Annotated in this window: 16 protein-coding genes; 13 read left to right on the plus strand and 3 right to left on the minus strand. The window is 40.1% G+C overall.

All coding sequences use genetic code 11. From position 1 onward, the window contains the following. The first annotated feature begins 1 nt into the window (after position 1). From N2257_03775 to miaA, 4 genes are all read left to right on the plus strand, one after another. Positions 2-1,438 (plus strand): diguanylate cyclase, encoded by a 1,437-nt coding sequence (locus N2257_03775; GenBank protein MCX7793513.1) that lies wholly within the window; start codon positions 2-4, stop codon positions 1,436-1,438. Continuing rightward, positions 1,431-1,913: a hypothetical protein gene (locus N2257_03780; protein MCX7793514.1), complete on the plus strand. Its 483-nt coding sequence runs from the start codon at positions 1,431-1,433 to the stop codon at positions 1,911-1,913. Before N2257_03775 ends, N2257_03780 begins: the two co-directional genes overlap by 8 nt. A 318-nt stretch (positions 1,914-2,231) precedes the next feature. After that, positions 2,232-2,630 (plus strand): DsrE/DsrF/DrsH-like family protein, encoded by a 399-nt coding sequence (locus N2257_03785; GenBank protein MCX7793515.1) that lies wholly within the window; start codon positions 2,232-2,234, stop codon positions 2,628-2,630. A gap of 96 nt (positions 2,631-2,726) precedes the next feature. Next, positions 2,727-3,677: a tRNA (adenosine(37)-N6)-dimethylallyltransferase MiaA gene (gene miaA / locus N2257_03790; GenBank protein MCX7793516.1), complete on the plus strand. Its 951-nt coding sequence runs from the start codon at positions 2,727-2,729 to the stop codon at positions 3,675-3,677. 284 nt (positions 3,678-3,961) lie between these two features. Here the strand turns inward: miaA and pdxA are convergent, their stop codons facing one another. Beyond that, positions 3,962-4,984: a 4-hydroxythreonine-4-phosphate dehydrogenase PdxA gene (gene pdxA, locus N2257_03795; protein ID MCX7793517.1), complete on the minus strand. Its 1,023-nt coding sequence runs from the start codon at positions 4,982-4,984 to the stop codon at positions 3,962-3,964. A 21-nt stretch (positions 4,985-5,005) separates the two neighbouring features. On the opposite strand from pdxA, the gene tyrS reads away from it, so the two are divergent. After that, positions 5,006-6,229, plus strand: a complete 1,224-nt coding sequence (gene tyrS, locus N2257_03800) for a tyrosine--tRNA ligase (protein MCX7793518.1) — start codon at positions 5,006-5,008, stop codon at positions 6,227-6,229. A 53-nt stretch (positions 6,230-6,282) separates the two neighbouring features. On the opposite strand, the gene N2257_03805 is transcribed toward tyrS, so the two are convergent. Beyond that, on the minus strand, positions 6,283-6,894 hold the full coding sequence (locus N2257_03805; GenBank protein ID MCX7793519.1) for a class I SAM-dependent methyltransferase: 612 nt from the start codon (positions 6,892-6,894) through the stop codon (positions 6,283-6,285). A gap of 130 nt (positions 6,895-7,024) precedes the next feature. Here N2257_03805 and purL point away from each other — a divergent pair, with 130 nt between their 5' ends. The 7 genes from purL to groL all read left to right on the plus strand — a co-directional run bounded on the left by purL (position 7,025) and on the right by groL (position 15,304). Beyond that, positions 7,025-9,238 carry a phosphoribosylformylglycinamidine synthase subunit PurL gene (gene purL, locus N2257_03810; protein MCX7793520.1) on the plus strand — a complete coding sequence of 738 codons (2,214 nt, stop codon included), beginning with the start codon at positions 7,025-7,027 and terminating at the stop codon, positions 9,236-9,238. Then, positions 9,235-10,650, plus strand: a complete 1,416-nt coding sequence (gene purF, locus N2257_03815) for an amidophosphoribosyltransferase (GenBank protein ID MCX7793521.1) — start codon at positions 9,235-9,237, stop codon at positions 10,648-10,650. Before purL ends, purF begins: the two co-directional genes overlap by 4 nt. 10 nt (positions 10,651-10,660) lie before the next feature. Beyond that, positions 10,661-11,455, plus strand: a complete 795-nt coding sequence (locus N2257_03820; GenBank protein MCX7793522.1) for an RNA methyltransferase — start codon at positions 10,661-10,663, stop codon at positions 11,453-11,455. A 50-nt stretch (positions 11,456-11,505) separates the two neighbouring features. After that, positions 11,506-12,183, plus strand: a complete 678-nt coding sequence (locus N2257_03825; protein MCX7793523.1) for a rhomboid family intramembrane serine protease — start codon at positions 11,506-11,508, stop codon at positions 12,181-12,183. Continuing rightward, positions 12,177-13,193, plus strand: a complete 1,017-nt coding sequence (locus N2257_03830; GenBank protein ID MCX7793524.1) for a zinc-ribbon domain-containing protein — start codon at positions 12,177-12,179, stop codon at positions 13,191-13,193. Before N2257_03825 ends, N2257_03830 begins: the two co-directional genes overlap by 7 nt. Before the next feature lie 206 nt (positions 13,194-13,399). Beyond that, a complete protein-coding gene (groES, locus tag N2257_03835) occupies positions 13,400-13,663 on the plus strand; it encodes a co-chaperone GroES (protein ID MCX7793525.1) in 264 nt (87 codons plus the stop codon). 15 nt (positions 13,664-13,678) lie between these two features. Continuing rightward, a complete protein-coding gene (groL, locus tag N2257_03840) occupies positions 13,679-15,304 on the plus strand; it encodes a chaperonin GroEL (protein MCX7793526.1) in 1,626 nt (541 codons plus the stop codon). Positions 15,305-15,349: 45 nt separating this feature from the next. On the opposite strand, the gene N2257_03845 is transcribed toward groL, so the two are convergent. Further along, a complete protein-coding gene (locus N2257_03845) occupies positions 15,350-17,437 on the minus strand; it encodes an adenylate/guanylate cyclase domain-containing protein (GenBank protein MCX7793527.1) in 2,088 nt (695 codons plus the stop codon). Here N2257_03845 and N2257_03850 point away from each other — a divergent pair. Next, positions 17,436-18,473: a 4Fe-4S binding protein gene (locus N2257_03850; GenBank protein MCX7793528.1), complete on the plus strand. Its 1,038-nt coding sequence runs from the start codon at positions 17,436-17,438 to the stop codon at positions 18,471-18,473. The genes N2257_03845 and N2257_03850 overlap by 2 nt on opposite strands. Positions 18,474-18,475 lie beyond the last annotated feature (2 nt).

Raw genomic sequence — 18,475 nt, forward strand, 5'->3', positions numbered from 1 at the left:
TATGGCGGAGGACAAAAGGCCTTATAATGGTGCATATTCTCCTATGGCAAGGATAAGGGACTATTATCTCGGTCTTACCATCTCAAAAAAGATTCTTCTCGGATATATGATAATGGCACTTCTTCTGATAATAACCTCTCTCTTTACTCTCTTCAGCTTAGGAAGACTCAATTCAATTCAGGAGGCAATTCTTAACAGAGATGTAAAGATAATTGAACTGACAGAGAGGCTTTCAGAGGTGCTTGTCAGGGAGGAGGTATATGGAAGGCGCTATACCATACTCGGAAGTCCTGAGATGCTGGGGATATTCTGGAAGAGTGTTGATGAGGCAAAAGATTTAATCAAGACCCTTTCTGATATGGATAAATCAGCTGGAGGTCTTATAAAACTTCACGATGAATTTACAGAACTGTTTGTTAAATACTTCAGGCACTCAAGAGACCTTCTATCACCCGAGGCAAAAAGAAACGATCAGTTAATTAAGAAAAAACATGAAGAGCTTTCAGAATTCATAACAAAAATAAATGAAAATGCAAGGAAGTCCCAGAGGGCAAAGATACTTGAGGGCTCAATGATAAGTTTAAGGGCATACAGGATAGCTGGCATACTCTGTATGATAGGATTAATTTTCGGGCTTGTCTCTGTGGTCTTTATTACCCATGATATCTCATCATCAGTAGACAAACTGAAGAAGGCAACACAGGATATAGCAGAGGGCAGATTCGATTCTGTTCCTGACATTAAAAATAAAGATGAGCTTGGTGACCTTGCAAGGGCATTCACAGAAATGGCAAAAAGACTTAAGAAGCTTGAAGAGATGTATCTTGATGCAAGTCCTCTTACAAGGCTGCCAGGCGGCATAGCCATTGAGAATGTCCTCAGGAAAAGGATCAATTCAAAAACTCCACTGGCATTCTGTCTTGTTGATATGGATAACTTTAAGGCCTTTAATGATAGATATGGATATGCCAGAGGCAGTGAGGTCATAAAGGCACTGGGAAATATTATAGAGAAGGCAGTCAAGAAGCATGGCATGGAAGAAGATTTTATCGGACACATTGGTGGAGATGACTTTGTAATCATAACCGTTCCTGAAAGGTATCCGAAGATATGTGGGGAGATAATATCTGAATTTGACAGAGTTATTGTAGATTTCTACGATCCCGAAGACAGGAAGCTCGGATATATTATAGGAAAGACCAGGCAGGGTGTTGAGATGAAATTTCCGATCATGACAGTTTCAATAGCTGTTGTGACAAATCAGCAGAGGGAACTTACAGACCCTGTTCAGGTCGGTGAGATTGCAGCAGAGCTGAAGGAATATGCTAAAACAATCAAAGGCAGCCTCTATGTGGTGGACAAAAGAAGAAAAGATTCCCGACAGGCCCTCAGTGAAGAAAATGTAATAAGATTTCCAAGGCAGGTTACAGATGCTTAGGAAAAATATTTTTTATGTACTGCTAATTCTTCTTACAGGCTGTACTCCATCTTATGAGCCTCCTGTGATAGAACCAAAGAAGGAGTGTCCTGAGCATATTGAGCCTAATTTCCTGCTCATTTTTAGGGAATATGCCTTTATACCTCCTGAGGAATTCGGACCAAAGGTTAAAGGACTGGAGGCCTTGCTTTCCAGAAAGAATCTTTCTGATAGTGATAAGGGGCTTTATCATCTACGCCTTTCGATTCTTTTCAGTCATTTTAAAAATCCAAAAGTGGATTATAACAGGGCTTTAAAAGAACTTGAGCTCTATCTCTTACTTTCAAAAGATGAAGATAAACTGGTCCAGTTTTACCTGGACCTTCTAAGGGAGATTGTCAGACTTGATAAGGAAGGAAAAGAGTTAAGACACAAGCTGGAACTTCTTAAAGGTCTTGATCTGGATATAGAAAAGAAAAGAATCAAGCCCAGATAATCAATAATTGCATAGTTGACTAAATTTACTGATAAAAAAATAGGTTTCACGGTCTTCACAGAGCTACAGAATTTCTTATTCACTTAAAAGGTACGTTAGTTAATAAAGATATTCTTGATATTCCATATAATTTGTCGTAAGAGGTTACAAAAAGACTTTGGAGTAAAGTATTCCTTTTATAAGTATAAATTTTTCATCATTTCAAAATATTCAAAGTTGCGAAATTTATTGACAAATGATAAACCATTCTGATATTTTAAATGAAGCGTTGTATTCAGAGAATTTTAAAGAACTGTAATAAGTGTAGAGGTATAGATTATGGAAAAGAAGAAGATGGCAATTGTTGCAGCAAGTGGTACCCTTGATAAGGCCTATGCTGCGCTTGTTATTGCTTCGACAGCTGCTACCCTTGATACAGATGTGAGGATATTCTTTGCCTTTGGTGGTATGAATATCATTCATAAGGAAATGAACAAAAAGATTCCACCTCCTCCCGGAATGGAAGGGCTTCCTGAACTTATTAAGAGCATAAAATGGGCATCTCTTCCTGAGATGCTTCAGATGGCAAAGGATGCTGGTGTAAAACTCATTGCATGCTCTGCAACAATGCAGATGCTGGGATACAAAAAGGAAGACTTTGTTGAAGGAGTGGAGATTGCTGATGCGGACAAATTTGTAGAATTTGCCCTTGAGGCTCAAAGCAGCCTTTTCATATAACCTCCCTTTTGAATTGAGGTTGAGGTCAGTTTTAATAATTATCTGCCTCAACCTCTTTTTTTATACACAATTTTTGGTCCTCTGGTAAAATTCTATATGAGCAAAGAGGTTATAATCCTTCTCGGTCCAACCTCTGTAGGAAAGACAGAGGTTTCGGTGATCCTTGCTGAGAGATTAAATACAGAGATAATTAGTGCAGATTCCATGCAGGTCTACAGGGGAATGGATATCGGAACTGCGAAACCATCATTAGCATTGAGAAGTAAGATAAAGCATCATATGATAGATATTTGCGAGCCCTCTGAGGAATTCAGCACTGGTAGATACATAGAGGAGGTTAAAAAAATAATAGATAGACTTCATGATGTAGGAAAGATTCCTATTGTAGTGGGCGGAACAGGTTTGTATATAAGGGCAATGACAAGGGGATTATTTTCAGGTGTCTCTGCAGACTGGGGTTTGCGTGAAGAGCTTAACAGAATGGAGGATGAGCAGCCAGGCTATCTCTATGAATATCTCAGAAATCTTGATCCTGAAGCCGCATCAAGGATAATGGCGTCTGACAGAAGAAGACTGATAAGAGCAATTGAAGTGTGCCTTCTAATGAAGGGAAAGATATCAGAATTCCAGAGAGAACATACAAAACCCCTTCCCTATAATTTTATAAAAATCGGGTTAATGAGAGATAGAAAGGAGCTTTACAGGCTTATAGAAGAAAGGATTGATAGAATGATTGAGGCAGGGCTCGTTGGAGAGGTCAAGTGGCTTCTTGAGCAGACTCCTTCAAGAACAACCCTTCAGGCTATAGGATATAAAGAACTAATAGGTTATTTAAAGGGAGAGATCAGTCTTCAGGAGGCGATAAGATTAATTAAGAAGAGGACAAAGCTTTATGCAAAGAGACAGTTCACCTGGTTTAAAAAGGAGCCTGATATAACATGGATTGATGTAACAGGCATAAGAGAGCCCGAAGAGATTCTCGCAAGGATACTGCCATACATTGCCCTTAAAATATCCACCAGTGATCCTGGACATCAAGATTTGTGAGTCCAGATTCCTTTGACTTATTCATAAATCTTACATATCTTATATTCCAATTAATTTCTTTAACTTGCATGCTTGCCAGAGGTATAAAGAAGGTCGCTACATCTGCAATTTGTAAAGAGGATAAATTATTTAATTGTTTATTCGAACAGATAATTAATAAGGTTAAAGAAAGTTTTCCTGATGCTAAGGTTGTAAGTTTGGAATACCCTCAATATTAATAATTATCGTGAAGGGGTAAACCCCTTCACGATACACTATTTAGATTCAGTCACTTTCCTCAACTGTTAAATTCTTAATTTCAACGCCACCTTTATTGCCTCTATCATGCTTGATGGATTTGCAATTCCTTTCCAGGCAATATCAGAGGCTGTGCCGTGGTCAGGAGAGGTTCTTATGATTGGAAGACCTACTGTAATATTTACTGCTCTTTCAAAGGCAATTAGTTTAAGTGGTGCAAGACCCTGGTCATGGTACATGGAAACCACTATGTCATATTCATCATGGAGGGCTTTATAAAATATAATATCAGGCGGCAGAGGACCAAAGACACGCAATCCCTGCTCTTTTGCCTTTCTGATTGCAGGTGCAATAACCTTTATCTCTTCATCTCCAAAAAGCCCTTCTTCGCCAGCATGAGGATTGAGACCAGCAACACCAATTCTCGGTAACATGAACCCGAACATCTCCATTCCCTTCTGTGCAAAGAGTATTGTTTTAAAAACTTTTTCCTCTGTAATAAAGCTTGGCACATCCTTCAATGCAACATGGATCGTGGCAAGGATTATCTTAAGGCCTTTATCTGAAGCTCCAACAGGTGGTGCATAAAAAAGCATAGCAACATCTTCTGCATTAGTAAGCTCTTTAAGCAACTCTGTGTGGCCAGGCCATGTGTAACCTGCTCTTTTAAGAGAGGTTTTCGAAATTGGTGCTGTGACAATTCCATGGACATAGCCTTTAATGGCAAGGTCTGTGGCAATTTTTATGTATTCAACTGAGGCATAGCCACCTTCAGAAGAAGGTATGGATTTTTTAAAATCCTTAAGCAATCCTGTATCAATGAAATAAATGGTAGAGGGACGATGAGCTAAGGCGATTACCTCTTCAGGTTTTGTATAAACTATATCTAAATTTTCACCTTTTAATAAACCTGATGCCTCTTCAATAACAATTCTATCACCTATTATTACGGGCACAAAGTCTTTCTCTAAGCCCTGACCTTCTTCAGCCTTCAGCCTAAGAACTGCCTTAAGCGTTACCTCTGGACCGATTCCACCAGGGTCTCCTATGGTTATTGCAAGCTTCCTCATTATTAGTTATTATAATAACCTATGCTTACGCCACAAAGTCAGTTCGAGATCATTAAGAGGGGTACTGTGGAGATTATACTTGAAAAGGAGCTGCTCCATAAGCTAGAGCGTTCTTACAGGGAGAACAGACCCCTTACTGTAAAGGCTGGTTTTGACCCAACCGCACCCGATATCCATCTTGGCCATACAGTACTTCTTGAAAAAATGAGGCAGTTTCAGGAGCTCGGCCACAGAGTGGTATTTTTAATCGGAGATTTCACAGGAATGATAGGTGACCCTTCGGGCAAGAGTGAGACAAGAAAACCTCTGACAAGAGAAGAGGTTATTGAGAATGCGAAGACCTATAAGGAACAGATATTCAAGATACTCGATCCTGAAAAAACAGTTGTTGAATTCAATTCAAGGTGGTTTTCAAGGATGACAGCTGAAGAGTTGATAAAGCTTGCATCTCATTATACTGTGGCCAGGATGCTTGAAAGGGATGATTTTAAACAGAGATTTTTAAGCCAGACACCTATCAGTATCCATGAGTTTATCTATCCTTTAATACAGGGTTATGACTCAGTTATGCTTGAGGCCGATATCGAGCTTGGAGGCACAGACCAGAAATTTAACCTTGTTGTAGGAAGGGAGCTTCAGAAAGAGTACGGCCAGGAGCCTCAGGTTATTATTACTATGCCCCTTCTTGAGGGCACAGATGGTGTAAAGAAGATGTCAAAGAGTCTTGGTAACTATATAGGAATAAATGAATCTCCTGAGGATATCTTTGGAAAAATCATGTCAGTAAATGATGAACTTATGCTGAGATACTACGAACTCCTCAGCCGCATCTCCAATGAAGAACTGGAATCATTAAAAAGGGGAATAAAGGATGGCTCGATCCATCCGCTGGAGGCCAAGGAGAGACTTGCCCTTGAGATAGTGGAAAGATATCATGGTAGAGAAAATGCTCTCAGGGCAAAGGAGCATTTTGAAAGGGTAATAAGAAGAAAGGAAACTCCTCAGGATGTACCTGTTTATGAGATAAAAGGAGAGGATGAGCTATGGATTCCCAAGATTCTTAAAGACTCGGGAATTGTAAAAAGCACATCAGAGGCAAGGAGACTGATAATCCAGGGAGCAGTAGATATAGATGGCAGGACTTTTACAGATCCTGAACAGAAACTGAAACCAGCAGATTATATTATCAGGATCGGTAAGAGGAGGTTTTTGAAGGTAAAAAAATCGTTTTCTATAAAACAGTAAGGAGATAAATCTTTAGGTAAGCCTTCAAAAAATTCCAGGGACAATTGAGATATTTATGAAAGATCCCCTGATTCTTTTTTTGCCATTCCTGATATGGCAATAGAATCGAGCTTATTTATTTTCTTTATATACAGCCCTGCATCTTGAAGGCTTTTCTTGAACTCCTCGAGGCTAAACATACCTCCATCAGGATGTCTTGTTAGCAACCTTACAGGAAGGCTTTTAAGAAAAGGTTTTAACGGTTCTTCAAAGAAAAAATCTCCTGAGGGCTTGAGGACCCTTGAAATTTCTTTAATCCCTTTCTTCCAGTCTTCAAGGTGATGCAGTACACCAATTGAGAAGACTGCATCAAAGGTATTCTCACGAAAATCAAGAGCCATAGCATCACCATGTATGAATTCAACCTTTCCCTTTAAATCCTCAACTATGAGACTCCTTGCTTTCTCAATGTTCCTCGGATCAATATCAATGGCAATAATCCTTTCAGGCTTAAATGTCTTAAAAATAGCAATCGCACCTGTACCGCTGCCAGCTCCAATCTCAAGACAGAGACTGTAGCTTCCTTTATCAGACATTCTTTTGAGCATGGGTATTTCAAAATGCCTCTGAAAAAAGGACCTGAGAGGATTCATGACAATGAGTCTTTCAAAAAGATTAAGCTCCATAATAAAGTATAACATTTTGATTAAGTTTCTTAATAAAAATCATTAAATCCAAAAAGTGATTCAAAATCAGGGAAATTTGAAGCGGCGAAATGTGTTAAAATAAAAATAATTTCTCTATTAGAACTATTCGATGAAAGAGCCTGAGATAACAGAAGAGCTGATTCGCGAGCACGGTTTAACTGAGGAGGAGTATGAGAAAATACTCGATATCCTCGGCAGGAAGCCTACATTTACTGAGCTAGGCATATTCTCTGTAATGTGGTCAGAACACTGTTCGTACAAGAGCTCGAGGATACATTTCAGACACTTTCCCACAGAGGCTCCATGGGTTATTCAGGGACCTGGTGAAAATGCTGGAGTGATAGACATAGGTGATGGTCTTGCAGCAGTTTTTAAAATGGAGTCTCACAATCATCCCTCCTACATAGAACCCTACCAAGGTGCTGCAACAGGAGTTGGAGGCATTCTCAGGGATATATTTACAATGGGTGCAAGACCTGTGGCAAGTCTTAATTCCCTGAGATTTGGAGACCCGAAAGACCCCTATCAGAAACATCTCTTCCACGGTGTAGTTGGTGGAATTGCTGGCTACGGCAACTGTATAGGTGTCCCCACAGTTGGAGGCGAGATATATTTTCATACCTGCTATAATGGCAACATCCTTGTAAATGTCTTCAATCTAGGTATCGCAAAAAAAGACAGGATATTTCGTGGCAGAGCAGAAGGAATAGGAAACCCTGTTATTTATGTAGGCTCAAAAACTGGAAGAGATGGTATACATGGTGTTACAATGGCATCAGAAGAATTCACCGATGATGCCCAGCAGAAGAAACCGAATGTTCAGGTAGGAGACCCCTTTACAGAAAAACTTCTTCTAGAGGCATGCCTTGAGGCAATGTCAAAAGACCTGATTGCTGGAATTCAGGATATGGGTGGAGCAGGATTGAGTTCCTCATCCTCAGAAATGGCCGGCCGGGCAGGAACAGGTATAGAGCTAGAGCTTGAAAAGGTACCCCTTAGAGAAGAGGGCATGATTCCCTATGAGATAATGCTCAGCGAGAGCCAGGAAAGGATGCTCATAGTTGCAAAGGCGGGAAAAGAAAAAGAACTCCTTGATATATTTAAAAAATGGGATCTCGATGCAGTCATTATAGGAAAAGTTACTGATGATGGAATGCTCAGAGTAAAGTGGCACGGAAAGGTTGTTGCTGAAATTCCGGCCAAAAAGATATCCGAAGATGCACCAAAATATGATAGACCCAGAAAAAGACCAGCCTGGCAGGATGAGCTTCAGCAGCTTAATCTCGAACATATCCCTATACCTAAGGAATTTAATTCTGTCCTTCTTAAACTTCTTTCATCCCCAAGTATTGCATCAAAAGAGCTCGTCTGGGAGCAGTATGACCATATGGTAAGAACAAATACAGTTGTAAGGCCTGGTGCTGATTCAGCAGTTATAAGAATAAAAGGTACCAGTAAAGCAATTGCCATCAGTGTTGATTGTAATTCTCGCTATTGCTATCTTGATCCTTACAGAGGAGCAATGCTTGCAGTTGCTGAGGCTGCAAGGAATGTTGCGTGCTCAGGTGCGAGGCCATTGGCTATAACTGATAATCTCAATTTTGGAAATCCTGAAAAACCTGAGGTTATGTGGCAGTTTGTTGAATCCATTAAGGGGATAGCAGAGGCATGCCGGGTGCTCGAGACACCTGTTGTTTCGGGGAATGTGAGTTTTTACAATGAAACAAAAGGAAGTGCTATCTATCCAACTCCCACCATTGCCATGGTCGGAATCCTTGAAGATGTAAAGAAGGCAAGGAATATAGGTTTTAAAGAAGGACTTGAGGTCTTTCTTCTAGGAGATACTTATAATGAACTGGGCGGCTCAGAATACCTCTACCTCATACACGGAATTGAGAGAGGACTTCCTCCGGTCATTGATCTTGAAAAAGAGAAAAGACTTATCAGACTTCTTGAGAAACTTGTAAAATTAGATGTCATCCATTCCTGTCATGATTGTTCTGAAGGAGGACTATCTGTATGTATTGCTGAATCTGCTATTTATGGAAACACGGGAGCTGAGATTGATCTCAGCATTATCTTAAAAAATAACACTCTCAGACCGGATAGCCTTCTTTTTGGAGAATCTTCTGGAAGAGCAGTAGTCACTGTTCACAGGTCTAAGAGCAGGGAACTGATCCAGATGGCAGATGAATACGGTATTTCCTGTCAGCTTATTGGCAGAACAGGCGGTGATAGGCTTCTATTAAAGGGGTATATTGATCTTTCAATCTCAGAAATAAGTAATTCCTATAAGAATTCACTGAAGGAATTATTTGGATGAAAAAGAGACTTATCTATACACCGAAAGAAGAGTGCGGGATTTTTGGAATATACGGTCATCCCGAGGCAGCGAATCTTACATATCTGGGACTTTATGCCCTCCAGCACAGGGGTCAGGAAGGTTCAGGCATATGCTCTTCTGATGGTAAACAGGTATATTATGAAAAGGCACTGGGGCTCGTTGCTGATATTTTCACTGAAAAGAGGTTAAAAAAACTTCCCGGTTTTATCGCTATAGGCCATAATAGATATTCAACAGCAGGAGGCAGTTTCTTGAAAAATGTTCAGCCTATAGTTGCCAATTTCTCCCTTGGAACAATCTCCTTAGCCCATAATGGAAATCTTGTGAATGCCTATGAACTCAGGCAGAAACTTGAAAAAGATGGCGCCATATTCCAGTCAACTTCAGACAGTGAGGTAATAATCCATCTTATAGCCCATTCAAGGGATGGTTCTCTTCACGAAAGAGTAATCTCTGCTGTACAGAAGATATCAGGAGCATTCAGCCTTCTTCTGATGACAGAAAAGGAGCTCATTGCAATAAGAGATCCCTATGGTGTGAGACCGCTGAGCCTTGGTATATTTGATGGTGCCTATGTAGTGGCCTCGGAAACCTGTGCCTTTGACCTTATAGGTGCAAAATATATAAGGGATATTGAGCCGGGCGAGATGCTTGTTATAAACGAACATGGTCTAAGCTCAAGAAAGATTCTTTTCTCACCCAGAAGATCTTTCTGTATATTTGAATTCATCTATTTTTCAAGACCTGATAGCATGATCTTTGGATACCAGAGCGTTGACAGGGTCAGAAAAATACTTGGAAGAAATCTTGCAAAAGAATCCGAAACAGAGGCAGATATAGTGATACCTGTTCCTGATTCCGGTGTACCTGCAGCCCTGGGATTTGCTGAGGCAAGTGGCATTCCTTTTAATTTTGGCCTCGTAAGGAATCATTATGTAGGAAGGACATTCATAGAGCCAAAGCAATCCATAAGACATTTTGGTGTTAAGATCAAACTCAATCCCATCCGTGATGTTCTTGAAGGTAAAAGGGTAATAGTTGTTGATGACTCTATTGTAAGGGGAACGACGAGTAAGAAGATTGTCAAGATGCTCTTTGAAGGTGGTGGTGCAAAGGAGGTTCATATGAAGATAAGCTCACCACCAACCATCGGTCCGTGTTTCTATGGAATTGATACACCGACAAGACAGGAACTGATTGCATCAACCCATCTTGTTGAAGAGATAAGGAAATACATAACAGCCACAAGTCTTCAGTATCTCAGTATTAAAGGACTCCTATCGGCAGTTGATAAACCCGAGGATTACTGTACTGCCTGCTTTGATGGAAATTATCCAATAGAATTTCCAAGGGAAGAGACAGAACAGCTCGAGATGATATTCACTGCCTGAGGAAAAAACAGTGTGGAAGGATAATATCTCCTTTATCCTTGTTGAACCAAGAGAACCCGGCAATATCGGTGCTTCTGCAAGGGCTATAAAGAATATGGGATTTTTGAATCTGGAACTTGTTAATCCCTTCAGAGAAAAAATATTTAATGAAAAGGAAATTAAAAAAAGACTTGAAGATTCAGAGGCAAGGTGGTTTGCAACTGATGCTATTGATATTTTAAGAAAGGTAAGGATCCACAGAACACTCCATGATGCAATATCTGATAAATCTCTGGTTGTCGGTACAACAAGACGCATTGGAAAAAGAAGGGGAGTAATCTTATCAGTGAAGGAAGGAATAAAAAGGATACTTGAGGTGGCATCATCTAACAGAGTTGCCATACTCTTTGGAAGGGAGGATAAAGGTCTTTTTAATGAAGAGGTAAAGGAATGCGGTTTTTTAATGACCATACCCACCTCAAAAAGGTCTCCTTCACTTAATCTTGCCCAGGCCGTACTTATAATCGCCTACGAACTACATTGCCAGGTAACAGAATTCTCTAATGAAAAAGAGATAATTGAAATGCCCTTAATAAAATTTGTAAACCATGAAGATATAGATGATCTCCTTAAAAGAATCAGGGAGGCCCTGAAGACCCTCGGCTATATTCCAAGGGGTGACAGAGATCTTGAAGAGAAGGTCATGAATAACCTTGGTTTTCTCCTCAGGAGAGCAGGTCTTACAGACTGGGAGCTTAATATGCTTCACGGTATATGCACAGCAGTGATTAGAGCTAGGGAGGATATGCAATCAGTAATGAGTTAAAAACCCTTATATTTACTTATGTTAAAATAACACACTGAAAGGAGCCTTTTGTGATACCTTATAAAGATGACAATCCAACACACACTTTTCCCTTTTTTACTGTTACAATCATTTGCCTGAATGTGGGAATATACCTTTTGCAGGTAATCACCTCCAGCACCGAAAGATTTGCCCTGCTTTATGGTGCCATACCTTCAGCAATACTTACCTTTGAGTCCAATCAGCCGATTCACCCTGTAGTAACACTATTGACCTCCATGTTTCTTCACGGCGGATTGTTTCACCTTGCAGGAAACATGCTTTATCTCTGGATATTCGGCAACAATATTGAAGATACCCTCGGTCATATAAAATTTCTATTATTCTATCTTCTTGCTGGAGTTTTTGCTGCCTACAGTCACGCAATTGTTGAAGGTCCCTCATCAAATATTCCCATGATCGGTGCAAGCGGTGCAATCTCTGGAATACTTGGTGGCTATCTTATCCTTTATCCCCATGCCAGAGTCCACACATTAATGATCTTCGGATTCTTTGTCCAGGTGGTTAGAATTCCAGCCTTGATAGTTATAGGATTTTGGGCTATTATACAGATATTGAATGGTCTCATTACAGCAGGTATTGGAGGCCAGGGTGGAGTTGCCTGGTTTGCCCATATAGGAGGATTTCTGTTTGGGTTGTTTACAATAAAATTATGGAGACCAAAGAGGAGGTATTATTATAGATGGTAGTGACATGTCCCCAGTGCAAGGTAAAATTGAAGGTTGATGATGCAAAGATTCCCGCCCAGGGTGCAAGATTCAAATGTCCTAAGTGCTCTACTGCAATTTTTGTAAAACCACCAGAGCAAACAAAGGTTGAATCCACACCCGCTTTTACAGGGAAAAAAGAAGATATTACTCAGGTATCAAGCGGACTTGATATGAAAAAGGTACTAATTGCACATGGAGATGAGCAGTTGCTTAAAGAGATGGAAAGACTTGTACGTGAGGCAGGATATATACCTGTAGTTTCACAGGATGGAATTGAGGCTATCGTGAAGGCATCAAAGGAATTGCCTTTTGTGGCAGTTCTTGATGTTGCCCTTCCTAAGGAATACGGTTTTGATGTATGCAGGAAGCTTAAAGAGATTGAATATACAAAGGATATTAAGGTAATACTCATTACATCTGTCTACGACAAAACAAGGTATAAAAGGCCTCCTGTATCTCTTTACGGTGCAGATGATTATATTGAAGAGCATGAGGTAAAAGAAGCGCTTATAAAAAAAATAAAGGCTATAAAATCAAGTCCTGCAGATGAAAGGGCTTCACCTGATACACAGAAAGACATAACTCCTCCTGAAAAGAAAGAAAGGCTCTTACCAAAAGGCCTTGATAGCTTTATCCCGCCCGGTGAGACAGAAAAGGTAAAAAGTGAGCCCTCCAAGGTGCAGCCTCGGGAGGTTATTTCAGAAAAAGCCATAGAACCAGAGGCCAGAGTATCTATTGGGGCTGAAGCAACTGATGAGATGGCAGAAAAGGCAAGAAGGCTTGCAAGGACAATTATATCTGACATATATTTTTACAATCCCCAGAAATTTGAGGATGCTGTAAAAAAAGGCACATTTTATGAAACCTTTCAGGAGGAGCTCAAGGAAGGCCTTAAATTATATGAAAGCCGTATCCCGTACGAGGTCAGAAAAAGGGCTGATTATTTTAAAGAGCAGATAGAGGCCTTTATAGAAAGCAAGAAAAAATAAAAAATTAAGAAAAAGCGAGAAAAAACCAAAAAAAACTACGAATCAGCTAAAAATTCCTTTATCATATCCTTATTTAACCTTGCTTAAAGATCGTAAGGCTTAATATATTATTAGCACTCTCATTAATTGAGTGCTAATAATATTTTTCTTTGCTCACTTTGTGAGCAGAAATTTAATTAATGGATAGAGAAAGGAGTGAAGCGCCTATGAAGTTTAAACCTTTGAAGGAAAGAGTATTTATTAAGTATTCAGAGGAAATGGAAAAGACGCCTGGCGGTCTTTATGTGCCAGATACGGCAAAGGAGAAACCCCAGAAGGGTGTGGTCGAGGCAGTAGGTCCTGAGGTTAAAGAGGTAAAGGTTGGTAATACCGTGCTATTTGATAAGTACTCCGGTACCAAAATAAACCTTGATAATCAGGAATACCTGATTATAAAAGAAGAAGATATCCTTGGGATATTAGAAGAATAAAGGAGGTTGAAGCTTATGGCAGCAAAACAGCTTATATTCAATGAACATGCAAGACAGAAGATACTTGATGGTGTGACAATTCTCACAAACGCTGTAAAGGCAACACTTGGGCCTCAGGGAAGGAATGTAATAATTGACAGAAAATTCGGTTCCCCTCTTATTACAAAGGATGGTGTTACTGTTGCAAAAGAGATAGAGCTGAAGGATCCCTTTGAGAACATGGGAGCCCAGCTCGTAAGAGAAGTGGCAAGCAAGACATCAGATACAGCCGGTGATGGGACAACAACAGCAACTGTTCTTGCCTATGCCATCTATAAAGAAGGGATGAAACATGTAGTTGCTGGTGCGAATCCAATGGAGCTCAAGAGGGGCATAGAGAAGGCTGTCGAGACAGTTGTTGAAGAGCTAAAAAAACTCAGCAAGCCAGTTCAGGATAAAAAAGAGATTGCCCAGGTTGGAACTATCTCAGCAAATAATGATCCTGAGATAGGAAATCTAATAGCCGATGCAATGGATAAGGTTGGCAAGGATGGAGTAATAACAGTGGAAGAGGCAAAAGGTTTAGCTACAACCCTTGATGTTGTTGAGGGAATGCAGTTTGACCGTGGATATATCTCTCCCTACTTCATCACTGATCCCGAAAGGATGGAGTGCGTCTATGAGGATGTCTTTATACTGATTCATGAAAAGAAGATCTCCTCAATGAAAGACCTTATCCCTCTGCTTGAAAACATAGCAAAAATGGGGAAGCCACTTCTAATCATTGCAGAGGATGTTGAGGGTGAAGCCCTTGCAACACTTGTTGTTAACAAACTCAGGGGAACACTTCAGGTCTGTGCAGTGAAGGCACCGGGCTTTGGTGAGAGAAGAAAGGCAATGCTTGAGGATATCGCAATCCTTACAGGTGGTACAGCAATAACCGAAGACCTGGGCATAAAGCTTGAGAATATAAAAATGTCTGACCTCGGAAGGGCAAAAAAGATTGTTGTTGACAAAGAGAATACCACAATAGTTGAGGGTGCAGGAGATCACCAGAAGATACAGGGAAGAATAAAGCAGATAAAGACACAGATTGAAGAGACAACCTCTGATTATGACAGGGAAAAGCTACAGGAACGCCTTGCAAAACTCGCAGGAGGTGTTGCAGTAATCAGGGTTGGTGCTGCTACAGAGACAGAGATGAAGGAGAAGAAGGCAAGGGTTGAGGATGCCCTTCATGCAACAAGGGCTGCTGTAGAGGAAGGAATAGTCCCAGGTGGTGGAGTGGCCCTTTTAAGATGCATACCAGCTCTTGAGAAACTTAAACTCGAGGGTGACAGACAGGTCGGTGTGGAGATTGTGAAGAAGGCCCTTGAGGAGCCTATTAAGAACATTGTCCAGAATGCAGGCCTTGAGGGTGCTGTGGTTGTTGAGAAGGTCAAGGCTTCAAAGGATGTAAACTACGGCTTTGATGCACAGAAAGAGGAATTTACTGATATGATGAAGGCTGGTATAATTGACCCCACAAAGGTTACAAGGCTTGCACTTGTTAATGCAGCCTCAGTGGCAGGCCTGATGCTCACAACAGAGGTAATGGTGACGGAGATACCTGAGGAAGAAAAGTCTAAGATGCCTCATCCGGGCATGGGAGATATGTACTAAGAATTTAAGCCGGGCAGAAATTCTGCCCGGCTTAAATTTTATCTATTACTTCTGTACTGCAGTATAAACTCCATCCCAGTCTTCAGGTGGTGGATTCAGGATATAATTTTTGCATCTTTCCATAAATACCATTGATGCCCTGTCATTAAATTTATTGAAAATTTCTCTGAATATTACTTCTGCCTCAATGAATCTCCTTTTACTGTAAAGATAAAGGGCTTCTTCAAATCTCCGGATCATGTGGGAAATGGAAGACTCAGGTGATAGCACCTCATAGATATTAACAGGCTCCTTCCTGCCTTTTACCCTTATTAGGTCGAGCTCCCTGATAAGGAATTCACCTTCAGGAAGATTTTGGTATGTGAAGGAGCTTATGATTATCTCTGTTCCATAAAATTTATTCAGTCCTTCAAGCCTCGAGGCAAGATTAACTGTATCTCCAACCGCTGTGTAATCAAACCTTATATCGGTTCCCATGTTTCCAATTATGGCCTCACCTGTGTTAATTCCTATACCTATCCTTAGCTCAGGGTATCCTTCATTTTTTAGCCTTTCATTAAGGACTCTTAGTTCCCTTATCATTTCTAAAGCAGTGTAAACTGCTTTTTTTGCATGCTGGGGTAGCTCAAGCGGTACATTATAGATTGCCATTATAGCATCACCAATATACTTGTCAAGCATACCGCCGTTTTTAAGGACAATCCTTGTCATTGGATCAAGATATTTATTAAGAAGGCCTACAAGCCTTTCAGGCTCAAGGGCTTCTGAGATTGCTGTAAAGTCCCTTATATCAGAAAAGAGCACTGTTATAACCCTTTTTTCTCCACCGAGCTTCATGGCATCAGGATTCTTGATTATGATATTTACCAGCTCTGGTGATACATAGCTTGAGAAAGCCTTTTTGAGAAAGCGACTCCTCTTCTCTGTTATTAGATTTCTGTAGGCCTCTGAAACTGTATAAAAAAGAAAAAGGGACACAAAGGGATAGAGTACAGAGAGATCAAGAAAGTAGTTTTTAAAGATCATTATATTAAAGCTCAAGGAAAGTATAGTTATAAAAATGAAGAGACCAAGGGAGAAGAGGGTTTTAGAAGTTCTTGCTGAAAGTATGGCTAAGAGAAGGACTGGCATGCAGATAAAAAATATATCGAGCAAGGCTACCCAGGAATTATAAATAAGATAATGGCCTTTAAGGATATTTGATGCCACCGTTGCATGGATCTCCACACCCGGCATTACTGGATCAAAGGGTGTATTGCGGACATCAGCAATGCCTATCTCAGTGGCTCCTATAAAGACTAAGGAGCCCCTGAATTCTTCAGGTTCTATTCTTGACTTTATTAAATCAACAGCAGGGATTGTTTTAAATGAGCCACCTTTACCATAGTAATTAATTGAAAGTGCACCGCTTTCATCAGAAGGTATAACTTCCTTTCCAAGAAGAAGCCTTGAAATGCCGAATTCTTCAATCTCTACTATGATTTGTTCGTCTCTGTAACGCCTTATTGCCTGAAGTGCAAGGGATGGATATATATCACCGTTATAGATAAATAATAGATTTGCCTTTCTGATAAGACCATCTTTATCTGGCAGAATATTAAAAAAACCTGTCTCTGCCTTTATGGACGGAATATTGAGCTCAGCATGGGGAAATTCCCTCAAAGGAAGGACTTTTATGTCACCTTTTGTCTTTATGAGTTTTATCCTTGAATTTCTCAAAACTGAGAGACTTTTATCTGAAATGAATGTCTCTTCATCCCTCAGATAGTATCCTGTGATAACCTTTGAGGATTTATTGATTCTATCTGACAGGATTCTGTCAGACTCAGGATTTGATGGCTCTGAAAATACCATGTCAAGGCATATAACCTCTGCATACCTTAGATTTTCAATTAATCTTGCAATAATCCTCCTGTCCCATGGCCATCTTCCCAGCTCATCTATGCTTTTTGAGTCAATGGCTACAATAAGTATTCTACCGTCAGGTTCAATCTCACCTCTAAGCCTGAATCTTGCATCTTTCAGTTTTAGTTCAATAGAATTCAGAAAATCAGGTTTAAAAAAATAAAGAAGAGAGGTCAGGATAATTGCTATTAAGGCTAAAAGAAGATAAAAAAGGCCCTTTGCCTTCATGCATTATTATGACACAGGTCATAGAGCAGAATACAGTTCTGAGATTAAAATTAAAATCATGAATATTAGAACACTCAGATACCTTATTCAGTGGGGTATCCTTTCTGTTGTCCTTTACGGAGGATATAAGTTTTACCTCTTTGTGGATAGTCTTGAAAAAGGTCTTGTCCCCTCTTTTGAGAGACCATCCATTGTTGATGGCTTTCTGCCTATAGGTGGGCTAATGGCAATTAAGCTCTGGTTTATGGAAGGAATTTTTGACCCAGTTCATCCAGCTGCAATTGTTATACTCGGTAGTGCACTTTTGTTAGCACTGGTTCTTAGAAAATCCTTCTGTGGATGGATATGCCCTGTAGGAACTCTATCTGAGCTTCTTTATAAAGGAGGCAGCAGACTTTTTGGAAAGAATTTCAGACTGCCCGTTTATCTTGACTATCCCTTGAGATCTATTAAGTATTTAATTATGGCTTTCTTTATTTATGTGATTATCTTTAAAATGAATTCACAGGCAATAGCTACATTCCTTTCAACCCCTTACTGGAAGGTTGCAGATATAAAGATGCTGAAGTTTTTTATAAATCCCTCTACAACAACTGTTATAGTACTATCAGCACTTTTTGTTCTCTCCTTTCTTTATAAAAACTTCTGGTGCAGATATCTCTGTCCCTATGGAGCACTTCTTGGACTCCTTGCCCTTATCAGTCCTTCAAGGATTAGAAGGGACAAATATAAATGTATTTCCTGTAAACTCTGCTCAAAGAACTGTCCTTCAATGTTGCCTGTTGATAGAAAAAAATATATCCACTCACCTGAATGTACAGGCTGTTTAACCTGTGTGAGTTACTGCCCTTCTGACTGTCTTGCCATAACCTTCGGAGGCAGGACCTTGAACCCCTTTTTATTTACTGCTGGAGTTTTGTGTTTATTTTTCGGATTGATTCTCCTTGCCAAGATTATAGGGAAATGGAAATCTCATATATATCCTCATGAGCTCCTTTCCCTCATGCCTTTCATTGATAAATTCTCCCATCCCTGATT

This window comes from Thermodesulfovibrionales bacterium (assembly GCA_026417875.1).
GTDB lineage: Bacteria > Nitrospirota > Thermodesulfovibrionia > Thermodesulfovibrionales > CALJEL01 > CALJEL01.